This is a genomic window from uncultured Aquabacterium sp. (assembly GCF_913773725.1).
Classification (GTDB): Bacteria; Pseudomonadota; Gammaproteobacteria; order Burkholderiales; family Burkholderiaceae_C; genus Aquabacterium.
The window spans coordinates 22,311-34,822 of sequence record NZ_CAJYGK010000115.1 but is presented as its reverse complement, the minus strand read 5'-3'; the positions used below and the strand labels follow the sequence as shown (position 1 = coordinate 34,822).

General features: G+C 69.3%; 12 protein-coding genes. 10 read left to right on the top strand and 2 right to left on the bottom strand.

Features of this window, described 5'->3' with window-relative positions:
* The first annotated feature begins 26 nt into the window (after nucleotides 1-26).
* Both QZ709_RS13730 and QZ709_RS13725 read left to right on the top strand, forming a co-directional pair.
* The gene (locus QZ709_RS13730; protein ID WP_294637874.1) at nucleotides 27-341 is read left to right on the top strand and encodes a MocE family 2Fe-2S type ferredoxin; all 315 of its coding nucleotides are present in this window, start codon (nucleotides 27-29) and stop codon (nucleotides 339-341) included.
* A 61-nt stretch (nucleotides 342-402) separates the two neighbouring features.
* Nucleotides 403-798 carry a SirB2 family protein gene (locus tag QZ709_RS13725; RefSeq protein WP_294637873.1) on the top strand — a complete coding sequence of 132 codons (396 nt, stop codon included), beginning with the start codon at nucleotides 403-405 and terminating at the stop codon, nucleotides 796-798.
* A 30-nt stretch (nucleotides 799-828) separates the two neighbouring features.
* Here QZ709_RS13725 and QZ709_RS13720 read toward each other — a convergent pair whose 3' ends face one another.
* Together QZ709_RS13720 and QZ709_RS13715 are read right to left on the bottom strand one after the other, a co-directional pair.
* Complete coding sequence (locus QZ709_RS13720; RefSeq protein ID WP_294637872.1) at nucleotides 829-1,833, bottom strand: xylose isomerase; 1,005 nt, start codon at nucleotides 1,831-1,833, stop codon at nucleotides 829-831.
* Nucleotides 1,834-1,837: 4 nt separating this feature from the next.
* Complete coding sequence (locus tag QZ709_RS13715; protein ID WP_294637871.1) at nucleotides 1,838-3,076, bottom strand: FAD-dependent oxidoreductase; 1,239 nt, start codon at nucleotides 3,074-3,076, stop codon at nucleotides 1,838-1,840.
* 179 nt (nucleotides 3,077-3,255) lie between these two features.
* On the opposite strand from QZ709_RS13715, the gene QZ709_RS13710 reads away from it, so the two are divergent.
* From QZ709_RS13710 to QZ709_RS13675, 8 genes are all read left to right on the top strand, one after another.
* Nucleotides 3,256-4,125, top strand: coding sequence for a MurR/RpiR family transcriptional regulator (locus QZ709_RS13710; protein WP_294637870.1), 870 nt, complete (start codon nucleotides 3,256-3,258; stop codon nucleotides 4,123-4,125).
* Nucleotides 4,122-5,108 carry an inositol 2-dehydrogenase gene (gene iolG / locus QZ709_RS13705; protein WP_294637869.1) on the top strand — a complete coding sequence of 329 codons (987 nt, stop codon included), beginning with the start codon at nucleotides 4,122-4,124 and terminating at the stop codon, nucleotides 5,106-5,108. Before QZ709_RS13710 ends, iolG begins: the two co-directional genes overlap by 4 nt.
* Nucleotides 5,109-5,124: 16 nt before the next feature.
* The gene (locus QZ709_RS13700; protein ID WP_294638135.1) at nucleotides 5,125-6,153 is read left to right on the top strand and encodes a Gfo/Idh/MocA family oxidoreductase; all 1,029 of its coding nucleotides are present in this window, start codon (nucleotides 5,125-5,127) and stop codon (nucleotides 6,151-6,153) included.
* Between the two features lie 23 nt (nucleotides 6,154-6,176).
* The gene (locus tag QZ709_RS13695) at nucleotides 6,177-7,697 is read left to right on the top strand and encodes a CoA-acylating methylmalonate-semialdehyde dehydrogenase (RefSeq protein WP_294637868.1); all 1,521 of its coding nucleotides are present in this window, start codon (nucleotides 6,177-6,179) and stop codon (nucleotides 7,695-7,697) included.
* Nucleotides 7,698-7,878: 181 nt separating this feature from the next.
* Nucleotides 7,879-8,667 carry an SDR family NAD(P)-dependent oxidoreductase gene (locus QZ709_RS13690; protein WP_294637867.1) on the top strand — a complete coding sequence of 263 codons (789 nt, stop codon included), beginning with the start codon at nucleotides 7,879-7,881 and terminating at the stop codon, nucleotides 8,665-8,667.
* 12 nt (nucleotides 8,668-8,679) lie between these two features.
* Nucleotides 8,680-9,864, top strand: coding sequence for a thiolase family protein (locus QZ709_RS13685; RefSeq protein ID WP_294637866.1), 1,185 nt, complete (start codon nucleotides 8,680-8,682; stop codon nucleotides 9,862-9,864).
* Between the two features lie 127 nt (nucleotides 9,865-9,991).
* Complete coding sequence (locus tag QZ709_RS13680; protein ID WP_294637865.1) at nucleotides 9,992-11,614, top strand: carboxyl transferase domain-containing protein; 1,623 nt, start codon at nucleotides 9,992-9,994, stop codon at nucleotides 11,612-11,614.
* 8 nt (nucleotides 11,615-11,622) lie between these two features.
* Nucleotides 11,623-12,510, top strand: coding sequence for an enoyl-CoA hydratase-related protein (locus QZ709_RS13675; protein ID WP_294637864.1), 888 nt, complete (start codon nucleotides 11,623-11,625; stop codon nucleotides 12,508-12,510).
* Nucleotides 12,511-12,512: the final 2 nt, after the last annotated feature.

The following is a 12,512-nucleotide window of genomic DNA, read 5'->3' as shown; positions in this document are numbered from 1 at the left end:
CACCCCTCACCCTCAGGAGACCCCCCATGAGCAACTGGATTGAAGTCGGCCCGCTCGACGACATCGACGACGAAGACGTGGCACGCTTCGACCACAACGGCCACAGCTACGCCATCTGCCGCGTGAACGACCAGGTCTATGCCCTGGACGGCCACTGCACCCACGAGCAGGTGCACCTGTGCGACGGCCTGGTGATGGACCACGTGATCGAGTGCCCCAAGCACAACGGCCGTTTCGACGTGCGGGATGGCCGCGCCATGGGCGCGCCGGTGTGTGTGAACCTGAAGACGCATCCTGCGCGCATCGACAACGGCGTGATCTACATCCAGCCCGTGGCCTGAACCGGCCCGGTGGTGTGACCCGGAGCACGATCGGCGCCCGTCCGGGTCACAATCCGGCGCCATGGACTACACCACGCTGAAGACGCTGCACCTGGCAGCCATCACCCTCTCGGCCCTGGGCTTTGCCGCCCGGGGCCTTGGCATTTTCACGGGCGCAGGCTGGGTGCGGTCCAAACCCGCCCGCGTGCTGCCCCTCGTGGTCGACACGGTGTTGCTGGCCTCCGGTGTGGCGCTGGCCATCCTGCTGAAGCTGCAGCCTGGCCAGGCTCCCTGGCTCATGGCCAAGCTGATCGGGTTGGTGGTCTACATCGGCCTGGGCACGGTCGCCATCCGCCCCGGAAGGCCGATGGCCGTGCGCGCGGCCGCGTGGGTGAGCGCCCTGATGGTATTGGGCTGGATGGCCTCGGTGGCGCTCAGCAAAAGGCCAGCCGGGTGGCTGGCCTGGTTCGGGCTCTGATGCGAGCAGGGGGCGTCGCTGGCCGCCCGGTCAGGACGGCGTGGCAGCCAGCGACGCCCAGGTCTCACGCAACCAGCGGGCACACGCGACGTTCTGCTCGAAGATGCTGTAGCGCGCTCCGCCCCCATAGTCCGCAAAGGGGATGAACTCGCACGAGACCTGGGCCGGGGCGCGCTCAGGATGCGCCGCGCACCACGCCAGCAGGTCCGTGACCGCAGCCTTCCAGGTGAGCAGCTCGCCCGCCTGCCAGGGCTGGTGGTAGCTGCCCTCGGGCGGTGCCACGAAGGGGTACTGGATGCCGCGACCGGCACGCCCGTCACCCCGCGCCATCCAGGGGTTGGGCCGGCCTGCCGTCTGCACACTGCGCGTGTGGGCATGGGCCACCCAGCCTTCACGCAGCCACAGCGCATAGACCGTGTCCGGTTGCCCGGGCTGCAGCACCACGCGCCCGGTCTGCACATCCTCGGCAATGCCACTGAGGTCCAGTTCAGGCGGGTTGTCGATCTTGAAGATCAGGTGCGAGTGATCGAGCGTCACGCGCAGCCGCACGTTGTGGCGCGCCAGCCGCTCGGCCACACGCTCGACGCGACGCGGGTCTTCGCTCCACATGTCGACGTGGACCTCGAAGCTCGGCAAGGCGCCCGAGCGCGTGCCATGTTCCATGGCCAGCAAGAAGAAGTGCGCCACCTCGTCGTCGGTGAGCGCGTGCCCGTCGGCGTGCCGTGCGAACAGCTGGCAGTTGAACACCCGCGCGCCCTGCTCGCCGGCCACCGCGATCTCCCGTGCGATGCGGGCTTCATCGCGCCCCGCCAGGTGGATGCCGCCCATGACACGCAACTGCACACCCACCTGCTCGGACAGCCGCAGGTAGGGCGCGATGTCTTCGGTCGGATCGAAATTCTTTTCGATGTAGTCGTACACGCCCGACCGGGCCACGCGCTCGAAGCGCTCGGCGGGCGTGGGCCAGGGCAGGCCATCGTGGTCGAGAACACCGTCGATGTTGATGCCGATGGGCAGCATGTGAAGGTCTTTCATGGAATCAGGCCGTGAGCAGCGATTTGAGCTTGACGTTCGGGTCCTGCAAGGCCGCGGCCTGCGGACGCGCCAGGCGCTCGACCAGGGCGCGCGCCAGCTTCAGCTCCTTGGTGACATCCCGGGCCGGGCCGTAGCCACTGGCCCCCACCACACGTCCGTCGCTGTCCAGATAGAAGTGCAGCACGGCCCCTTCGCCCAGCGTGCGCTGAACCTCGGTGGCCGCCAGGGCGGGCTCACCGGCCACCTGCAGGGTGTGGTCATACTGATCGGACCAGAACCAGGGCAGCGTGTCGTACACCGTCTGGCCACCCAGCATGTTGGCCGCCGCCACGGCGGCCTGGCGCTCGGCGTTCTGCCACGTTTCCTGACGCAGGGGCAGGCCGGACAGCACGCTGGGGCACTCGGCCACATCGCCCGCGGCGAAGACGTGCGGGTCGCTGGTACGCAGGTGGCGGTCCACGCACACGCCATGGCCGACCCGCAGACCCGCTTCCCGGGCCAGCTGCACGCCGGGCTCGATGCCGATGCCGGCCACCACCGTGTCCACCACGATCAGATCCCCGTCGAGCAGGCGCACGTGGAGCCGGCCGTTGAGCGCCGCGATGGACTCCGGCGCGGCGCGCAGGCGCAGGTCCACACCGTGCGCCCGATGCAAGGCGGCCACACGCTCCGCAATCGGTGCCGGCACTGCCCGGCCCATCAGCCGCACGCCCCCTTCGAGCAGCGTGACCTCACACCCCCGCGCCCGTGCGGACGCGGCCACTTCCAGGCCGATGAAGCCGCCCCCGACGATCAGCAGCCGCTGCCCCGGTTGCAGCCGGGCCTGCAAGGCCCGGGCATCGGCCAGCGTGCGCAAGGCCTGCACACCCGCCTGGTCGGCCCCGGGGATGGCGAGCCGGCGCGCCCGGCCGCCCGTGGCCAGCAGCAACGCCTCGTAATCCAGGGCCTCGCCGGCCGCGGTATGGACCTGCCGGGCGGCGGTGTCGATGCGGGTCACGGCCGTGCCGAGCCGCACGGTGATGCCCTGGCCGGCGTAGCCCTCGGCCTGGGCCAGCATGAGTTGATCGGCTGACTGCTCACCGGTGAGCAGTCCCTTCGAAAGGGCCGGCCGCTCGTAGGGCAGATCAGGCTCCTCGCCGAACACGACGATGGGCCCCGTCCAACCCTGTGCACGCAATTGCAGGGCCGCTCGGCCACCCGCGTGGCCCGCGCCCACCACGGCCATCGCCCGTTGTGATGCCATGTCTGTCTCCGTTGTGAATGTGGGGCGGTCTGTTGCGCCGGCCCTGTCTTCATTCTAGGAACGCACCCCCCGATACGCAAATTTTTTTCTGTTTTATTGGATTAGGGGAAACCCGTTTTCTTTTTTGGAAATCCATTTCTACAATGAACCCGTCTGACACCCATCGCGATCGCAAGAACATGTCCCATCCACCCGCCAACGTCGAGCAGTTGCTCAAGGCCATCTCGGCCGAGTTCGACGACCTGAGCAAGCAGCTCAAGGTCATCGCCCGCTACGTGGAAGAACACCGTGACCACCTGGGCCTCGAAGGCATCCAGGATGTGGCCGCGGCCTGTGGCGTGCAGCCATCGGCCATCGTCCGCTTTGCCAAGCACTTCGGTTTCTCGGGCTTCTCTGAAATGCAGAAGCTGTTCAGGGACGTCATCTCGCGGCAGATCGCACCGGGCCGCAGCTACAAGGCCCGCATCCGGGAGGTGATCGAAGCCGGGGCCGGCCAGCTCACCAGCGCGGCCATCGCGCACGAGTTCCTCTCGGGCAGCATGGCCGGCCTGCAGGAGCTGCAGGACGGGCTCGATGCCACGGCGTTCAAGAAGGCCGTGGACCTGCTGACCGCCGCCGACAACATCTGGCTGGTCGGCTCACGGCGCTCGTTTGCCGCCTGCGTGTACCTGAACTACGCGCTGCAGCACACCGACAAGCGCATCCACCTGGTCTCGGCCCTGGGCTCGACGCACGAGGGGCAGGCCCGCGGCATCCGCAAGGGCGACGTCGTCATCGCTATCTCCTACGCCCCGTATGCCGAGGAAACCCAGGTCGTTGCAGCCGCCGCTGCCGAGAAGGGCGCCAGCCTGATCTCCATCACCGACAGCCGCATGAGCCCGCTGGCCAAGGACGCCAAGGCCCTGCTGCTGGTGCAGGAAAGCGCCGTTCTGGGTTTCCGTTCTCTCACCTCGACGATGAGCCTGGCACAGAGCCTGTTCATCGCCCTGGCCTACCGACTGGAGCTGGCCTACCAGCCCACCACCCAACGCACAAGGACCTCTGCATGAAGAACGTTGCCATTTTCGGGGCCGGCCGCATCGGCTCCATCCATGCCACCAACGTGGCCGCGCTGCCCGGCGTCAAGCTGGTGGCCGTGAGCGACCCGATGCCCGCCGCCGCCGACGCGCTGGCCAGCAAACTCGGCGCGCAGGTGCGCACCGTCGAAGCCATCCTGAGCGACAGCAGCATCGACGTGGTGCTGATCGGCTCGCCCACCAGCACCCACTCCGATCTGATCCTGCGCGCTGCGGCCGCCGGCAAGCAGATCTTCTGCGAAAAGCCGGTCGACCTGTCGGTGCCGCGTGCGGAGGAATGCCAGCGCGCCGTCGAGGCCGCCGGTGTGGCCTGCATGATCGGCTTCCAGCGCCGCTTCGACCCGACCTTCAATGCAGCCAAGGAGCGCCTGGACCGTGGCGAGATCGGCGTGGCCGAGATGCTGGTGATCACCAGCCGCGACCCGGGCGCGCCCCCGGTCGATTACATCAAGTCGTCTGGCGGCATCTTCCGTGACATGCTGATCCACGACTTCGATGTCTTCCGCTGGATCATGGGCGACGAGGCCGCCTCACTGCACGCCACGGGCTCGGTGCTGACCGATCCCGCCGTGGGTCAGGCCGGTGACCTGGACAGCACCATCGTCAACATCCGCACACGCAGCGGCAAGCTCTGCCAGATCAACACCAGCCGTCGGGCCGCCTATGGCTATGACCAGCGCTTCGAGGTGCTGGGCTCGCAAGGGCTGCTGGCCTGCGGCAACCACAAGCCGACCGAGGTGGTGGCCTGGGGGCCGAACGGCATCAGCCAGGACAAGCCGGAAGCCTTCTTCCTGCAGCGCTACCGCGATGCCTACCGGCTGGAGCTGGAGCACTTCTTCGCCCGCCTGCAGGACGGCGGCCCGTTCCGCACCACCATCGCCGACGGCGTGGCCGCCCAGAAGCTGTCCGACGCCGCAGCCCGCTCGGCCGAAACCGGCGCGATCGTCACCTTCTGAGGATCACACCGTGAGCCTGTCCGCCTCGAATCGCCCCTTGCGCATCGGCATCGCCGGCCTGGGCCGCCTGGGCATGCGCCATGCCGAGAACCTCACGTTTCGCGTGCGTCACTGTGATCTGGTGGCCGCGTGCAGCCCGGTCGATTCCGAGCGCGACGCCGCCCGACAGCAGCTCGGCATCCCCCAGGTGTTCGACAGCCTGGAGGCCATGCTGCAGGGCGCCGATCTCGACGCCGTCGTGCTGGTGACACCGACGTCACTGCACGCCGAGCAGACCATCGCCGTGCTCGAAGCGGGCAAGCACGTCTTCATCGAGAAGCCGCTTGCGCTCAACGTCGCCGACTGCGAACGGGTCGAGGCCGTCAAGGCACGCCACCCGGACCAGGTGGCCATGGTCGGCTTCGTGCGGCGCTTCGACCCCAGCTACGCGAACGCCTACGCGAGCATCCAGGCCGATGCCGTGGGCAAGCCCTTTCTGGTGCGCTCGCAGACGGCCGATCAGTACAGCCCCGACGGCTTCTTCGTGCGCTTCGCCGGCACCTCGGGCGGCATCTTCATGGACTGCAGCGTGCACGACATCGACCTGGCCCGCTGGATGCTCGGTTCGCCCAGGGCGCTGCGCGCCTACGCCAGCGGCACCATCGCCTGCCACCCCGATCTGGCGCAGCACCAGGATGTCGACAACGGCCTGGCCATCGTCGAGTTCGAAGGCGGCGCGCGGGCCGTGCTGTATGCCTCGCGCACCTTTGCACACGGCCATGAGACCCAGACCGAGGTGATCGGCACCCGCGGCCAACTTCAGGTCGGCGCAGGCGCCGCCCGCGACCGCGTCGTCTACTCGGACCAGCATGGCGTGCGCCACCTGGCCGTTCAGGATTTCTTCGAGCGATTCGAGCAGGCCTTCCAGCTGGAGATGCAGGCCTTTGTCGACAGCTGCTGGGGCACCCGCCCGGTGCCGCTGTCGCTGTCGGACGCCACCGAGGCCACCCGCATCGGGCTGGCCATCACGCGCTCGCTGCGCAGCGGTCAGGTCGAACCCGTCTGACCCCAACCCTTGACACCCTTGCCATGAGCACACCCACCTTCTACACGGACCGCCAGGACGTCGGTCACCACATCGCCGGTGACGTGATCCGCCCCAGCGGCGGCCGCTTCAGCCCGATCAGCAACCCGACCACCGGCGAGACCCTGCGCCGCGTGGCCCTGGCCGAACCCGCCGATGTGCAGGCCGCCGTGACCGCTGCCCAGGCGGCCTTCCCGGCGTGGTCGGAAGTCCCCCCGCTGCGCCGTGCGCGCATCATGAACAACTTTCTTGCCCTGCTCAACGCGCACCGCGACGAGCTGGCCGCCATGATCACCAGCGAGCACGGCAAGGTGTTCACCGATGCGCAGGGTGAGGTCACGCGCGGCATCGAAATCGTCGAATTTGCCTGCGGCATCCCGCAGCTGCTCAAGGGCGACTACACCGAACAGGTTTCCACCGGCATCGACAACTGGACGACCCGCCAGGCCCTGGGCGTGGTGGCCGGCATCACGCCGTTCAACTTCCCCGTCATGGTGCCGTGCTGGATGTTCCCGGTGGCCATCGCAGCGGGCAACACCTTCGTGCTCAAACCCAGCCCCACTGACCCGTCTCCGGCCCTGTTCATGGCCAGGCTGCTGGAGCAGGCGGGCCTGCCCAAGGGTGTGTTCAACGTGGTGCAGGGCGACAAGGTCGCCGTCGACGCCCTGATCGAGCACCCCGATGTGAAGGCCATCAGCTTCGTGGGCTCGACCCCGATCGCCAACTACATCTACGAGCGCGGCGCGCACTTCGGCAAGCGCGTGCAGGCCCTGGGCGGCGCCAAGAACCACATGGTGGTGATGCCGGACGCCGACCTGGAAAAGACCGTGGACGCGCTCGTGGGCGCCGCCTACGGCTCGGCCGGCGAGCGCTGCATGGCGATCTCGGTGGCGGTGCTGGTGGGCGACGTGGCCGACCGCATCATGCCGCTGCTCGTCGAGCGCACCCGCGAGCTGAAGGTCAAGAGCGGCCTGCACCTCGACGCCGAGATGGGCCCGATCGTGACCCGCGCGGCGCTCGAGCGCATCAGCGGCTACATCGCCGCTGGCGTCGAAGAAGGCGCCACGCTGCTGCACGATGGCCGCACGTTCAAGAGCACCGAGCACCCCGAAGGCTTCTGGATGGGCGGCACGCTGTTCGACCACGTGACCACCGACATGAAGATCTACAAGGAAGAAATCTTCGGTCCGGTGCTGAGCTGCGTGCGCGTGCCGGACTTCGCCCAGGCGCTCCGGATCATCAACGACCACGAGTTCGGCAACGGGGTGTCGCTGTTCACCCGCGACGGCAACATCGCGCGCGAGTTCGGCAAGCGCGTGCAGGTCGGCATGGTGGGCATCAACGTGCCCATCCCCGTGCCCATGGCCTGGCATGGCTTCGGTGGCTGGAAGAAGAGCCTGTTCGGCGACATGCACGCCTATGGCGAGGAAGGTGTTCGCTTCTACACCAAGCAGAAGTCGATCATGCAGCGCTGGCCGGAAAGCATCAGCAAGGGCAACGAGTTCGTCATGCCCACGGCCAAGTAACGGTGTCAACCAAGGCGGGCCTGTCAGGGCACTCTGCTCGCCTTTTTCAACGCCGTGCGTCGATGGGGCGCACGGCGTTTTTTTTACGTGCGTCGGCAACAGGGGCAGGGCCTCCCCGCTGGCGCACGCCCGACCCCGGTGCTACAACCGACGCATCGGCAACGCACACGCGGGGGTCGTCATGCAACTGCAAGACAGGGTCGCGCTCGTCACGGGCGGCAGCTCGGGCCTGGGTGCCGCCACGGCCCGCATGGCCTGGCAGGCCGGTGCGCGCGTGCTGCTGGCCGATCGCGCCGAGCCCCCTGCAGGCCACCCGCTGCGCGCACTCGACCCCGCTGGCGAACGCTGGCTGTGGCAGCCCACCGACGTGGCCGACGACACGGCCGCCACCGCAGCGGTGCACGCCGCGCAGGACCGCTTCGGCCGGCTCGACGTGCTGGTGAACGCGGCCGGCCTCGCCTTTGCCGAAAAGGTGCATGGCCGCGAAGGGCCTCACCAGCTGGGCACCTTCCAGCGCGTGCTGCAGGTCAACCTGCTGGGCAGCTTCAACATGATGCGGCTGGCGGTGCCTGCCATGCTCGCCTCCCCGCCGCTGCCCGGTCAGGCTGAAGACGCCTGCCGCGGCGTGATCCTGTTCACCGCCTCGATCGCCGCCTTCGACGGCCAGATCGGCCAGGTGGCCTACGCTGCCTCCAAGGGCGGTGTGGCCGCCATGACCCTCCCGGCGGCGCGGGAACTGGCGAGAGACCGCATCCGCGTCATGACCATTGCCCCGGGGGTGTTCGACACCCCGATGATGCAGGGCCTGCCCGATGCCGCGCGCACCAGCCTGGAAGCCACGGTGCCTCACCCGGCGCGCCTGGGCTGCCCGGAGGAGTTTGCTGCCCTCGTGGGCCATGTGATCGAGAACGACTACCTCAATGGCGAAGTCATCCGGCTGGATGGCGCGCTGCGCATGGGCCCTCGTTGAAGGCCGATCCCCATGAACGACGACATCGTGATCCTGGCCGCACGGCGCACCCCCATCGGCGCGCTGATGGGACGGCTGGCCGAGGTGCCGGCACCGCAACTGGGTGCGGCGGCGATCCGGGCCGCGCTCGATGACAGCCAGGCCCCCGCCGACGCGGTGAGCGAGGTGCTGATGGGATGCTGCCTGATGGCAGGGCTGGGTCAGGCGCCCGCGCGGCAGGCCTTGCTGGCTGCGGGCCTGCCGCCCACCGTGCCCGCCACGACGCTGACCAAGATGTGTGGCTCGGGCATGAAGGCCGTGATGCTGGCGCACGATGCCCTGCGGGCCGGCAACGGGGTTCTGTATGTCGCAGGGGGCATGGAATCGATGAGCCGGGCGCCTCACCTCCTGCCGGCCGCCCGCACCGGACACCGGCTGGGCCATGGTCGCACGCTCGACCACATGCTGCGCGACGGCCTGGAAGACGCCTATGACGGCCAGTTGATGGGCGTGCACGCCGAACGCATGGCGCGCGAGGCCGGCCTGACCCGCGACGATCTGGACGCCGTGGCACTGCGTTCGGTGCGGCTGGCGCGGGACGCCGTGCAGCGTGGCCTTTTCAAGGACGAGATCGTCCCCGTGCTGCTGCCGGGCAGCTCCACCACCGACCTGGCCATGCAGGATGACGAAACGCCGGCCACCTGCCAGCCCGAGAAGGTGCCCCGCCTGCGCCCCGTGTTCGCGCCCGATGGCGTCATCACCGCGGCCAGCTCGGCGTCCATCTCGGATGGGGCGGCGGCCCTGGTGCTGTCCACCGCCAGCGAGGCGGCAGCCCGGGGCTGGCCCATGCTGGCCCGCATCGTGGCCCACGCCACCGTGGCCGGCGAGCCGGGCCGCTTTGCCGAGGCCCCGGTGCATGCCGTGCGCGCCGTGCTGCAACGTGCGGGGTGGGCCGTGAGCGATGTCGACCTGTTCGAGGTCAATGAAGCCTTTGCCGTCGTGCCGCTGCTGGTGCAGCGCGCGCTCGGCATCCCGGCCGACCACCTCAATCCGCGCGGGAGCGCCTGCGCACTGGGCCACCCCATCGGCGCCACGGGCGCCCGCATTCTGGTGACGCTGCTGCACGCCCTGCGCCAGCGTGACGAGCGGCGCGGCGTGGCCTCGCTGTGCATCGGGGGTGGCGAGGCCACGGCCATCGCGGTGGAGCGCCTCGACTGACAGGCAGGACGGGGGATCGCTCACGCGCCGGGCGGCCTGCACCGCGTGGCCGGCGGCGCACATCAGGGAAAGACAGGAGCCCGCCGCCACCGCGCCCCGGCATGATGGGTTGCAAAGGGACCGCGCCATGCCCGTGCTCGACACCCAACTCAACCCGCGATCGGACCGCTTCAAGGCCAACGCCCGGGCCATGGCCGCCCTCGTGGCCGACCTGGACGCGCACCTTGCGCGTGTGGCCGAAGGCGGCGGGGCCGAGGCACGCGCACGGCACCTGGCCAGAGGCAAGCTGCTGCCACGGGATCGCATCGCGCAGTTGCTGGATGCCGGCTCGCCGTTTCTTGAAGTGGCGCCGCTGGCCGCACTCGGCCTGTACGACCACGCCGCACCCGGCGCCGGCGTGGTGGCCGGCATCGGCCGCATCCACGGGGTGGAGTGCATGGTCGTGGCCAACGATGCCACCGTGAAGGGCGGCACCTACTTCCCGCTGACGGTGAAGAAGCACCTGCGCGCTCAGGAGATCGCAGAAGCCAACCACCTGGCCTGCGTCTACCTGGTGGACTCGGGCGGCGCCCATCTGCCCCATCAGGACGAGGTCTTTCCCGATCGCGACCACTTCGGCCGCATCTTCTACAACCAGGCGCGCATGAGTGCGGCCGGCATCCCGCAGATTGCCGTGGTGATGGGGTCGTGCACGGCCGGCGGCGCCTATGTGCCCGCCATGTGCGACGAAACCATCATCGTGCGCGAGCAAGGCACGATCTTCCTGGGTGGCCCGCCCCTGGTGCGGGCCGCCACGGGGGAAGTCGTCAGCGCCGAAGAGCTGGGCGGCGGCGACGTGCACACGCGCCTGTCCGGCGTGGCCGACCACCTGGCCGACGACGACGCCCATGCCCTCGCGCTGGCACGCCAGTGCGTGAGCCGCCTGAACCGACGCAAGGCGTGCGGCCTGGCCCTGCAGGCACCGCAGCCGCCCCGGCACGATCCGGCCGAGTTGATGGGCCTGATCCCGCTGGACGAACAGGGCCAGACCGGGCGCCAGACCTTCGAGGTGCGCGAACTGATCGCGCGGCTGGTGGACGGCTCGGTGTTCGACGAGTTCAAGGCCCGCTATGGCAGCACACTGGTCACGGGCTTTGCGCACATCGAAGGCATGCCGGTCGGCATCCTGGCCAACCAGGGCATCCTGTTCGCCGAAAGCGCCCAGAAGGGGGCGCACTTCATCGAGCTGTGTTGCCAGCGCCGCATTCCGCTGGTCTTTCTGCAGAACATCACCGGCTTCATGGTCGGGCGTCAGTACGAGCACCAGGGCATTGCGCGGGCCGGGGCCAAGCTGGTCACCGCGGTGGCCTGCGCCGAGGTGCCCAAGTTCACGGTGGTGATCGGCGGCTCGTTCGGCGCGGGCAACTACGGCATGTGCGGCCGCGCCTACAACCCGCGCTTCCTTTGGATGTGGCCCAACGCCCGCATCAGTGTCATGGGCGGCGAGCAGGCGGCCAGCGTGCTGGCCACGGTCCGACGGGATGCGCTCCAGGCTCAGGGTGTGAGCTGGTCGGACATGGAGGAAGCCGCCTTCAAGGCCCCGATCCGGGCGCAGTACGAGGCGCAGGGCCACCCTTATCACGCCACGGCACGGCTGTGGGACGACGGCATCATCCGCCCCACCGACACCCGCCGCATGCTGGCCCTGGGCCTCAGTGCCAGCCTGAATGCCCCGATTCCGGAAACGCGCTTCGGCGTGTTCCGCATGTGAGGCGCACCATGAACGCTCAGCCCGACCCGGACACCCGCCACGATGCCACCGCGCTCCGCCTGGACTGGCCCGACGCCGAATGGCCCGGCATCGCCCGCGTGACCCTGCAACGCGCAGCGCAGCACAACGCCCTGCATCCGGCCCTGATTTCGGCGCTGACCGACGCCTTCCGGGCGATGGCCCGGGCACCGGGTGTGCGTGCCGTCATCCTGCGCGCCGAAGGCACCAGCTTCTGCGCCGGCGCCGACCTGCGGCACATGCGCGCGGCCGCCGAGCAGGACTGGACGGCCAACCATGCCGATGCCCAGGCGCTAGCGGCCCTGTTCCACGCCATCGCCAGCTGCCCGGTGCCCGTGCTCGCCCGGGTGCAGGGAGGATGCCACGGCGGGGGTGTCGGGCTGGTGGCCTGCGCCGACATCGTCGTGGCGCTGGACACCGCCACCTTCCGCTTGTCGGAGGTGGCCCTCGGCCTCATCCCGGCCACCATCAGCCCCTATGTGCTGCGGGCGGTGGGTGAACGCACGGCACGGCGCTGGTTCGTCACGGCCGAGACGGTCGATGCCCGACAGGCCCATGCGCACGGTCTGGTCCACGAGGTGGCGGCCGACGAAGCCGCCCTGGACGCCACCGTGCGGCAGCTGGCCGAAGCGATTGCGCGCAACAGCCCGCAAGCCATCCGGGCGTGCAAGCGCCTGATCGACGAGGTGGCCGGCAAGCCCATCGACGCCCCGCTGCGCGAACTGACGGCCCGCCGCATTGCCGACGCCCGCGCCAGCACCGAGGGCCGTGAAGGGCTGCAGGCCTTCCTGCAAAGACGCCCGCCCAACTGGCTGGAAGCCGACCGTTTGCACCGCAGCGCGCTGCGCGACGACGGCACCGACGAGCTCAACGATTGAGC

Excerpts from the sequence above, each read along its gene's own strand:
- QZ709_RS13720 (WP_294637872.1), bottom strand. The coding sequence starts at position 1,833 with ATGAAAGACCTTCACATGCTGCCCATCGGCATCAACATCGACGGTGTT.
- QZ709_RS13680 (WP_294637865.1), top strand. The coding sequence starts at position 9,992 with ATGCCCGTGCTCGACACCCAACTCAACCCGCGATCGGACCGCTTCAAG.
- iolG (WP_294637869.1), top strand. The coding sequence starts at position 4,122 with ATGAAGAACGTTGCCATTTTCGGGGCCGGCCGCATCGGCTCCATCCAT.
- QZ709_RS13710 (WP_294637870.1), top strand. The coding sequence starts at position 3,256 with ATGTCCCATCCACCCGCCAACGTCGAGCAGTTGCTCAAGGCCATCTCG.
- QZ709_RS13690 (WP_294637867.1), top strand. The coding sequence starts at position 7,879 with ATGCAACTGCAAGACAGGGTCGCGCTCGTCACGGGCGGCAGCTCGGGC.
- QZ709_RS13730 (WP_294637874.1), top strand. The coding sequence starts at position 27 with ATGAGCAACTGGATTGAAGTCGGCCCGCTCGACGACATCGACGACGAA.
- QZ709_RS13685 (WP_294637866.1), top strand. The coding sequence starts at position 8,680 with ATGAACGACGACATCGTGATCCTGGCCGCACGGCGCACCCCCATCGGC.
- QZ709_RS13695 (WP_294637868.1), top strand. The coding sequence starts at position 6,177 with ATGAGCACACCCACCTTCTACACGGACCGCCAGGACGTCGGTCACCAC.
- QZ709_RS13725 (WP_294637873.1), top strand. The coding sequence starts at position 403 with ATGGACTACACCACGCTGAAGACGCTGCACCTGGCAGCCATCACCCTC.
- QZ709_RS13715 (WP_294637871.1), bottom strand. The coding sequence starts at position 3,076 with ATGGCATCACAACGGGCGATGGCCGTGGTGGGCGCGGGCCACGCGGGT.
- QZ709_RS13675 (WP_294637864.1), top strand. The coding sequence starts at position 11,623 with ATGAACGCTCAGCCCGACCCGGACACCCGCCACGATGCCACCGCGCTC.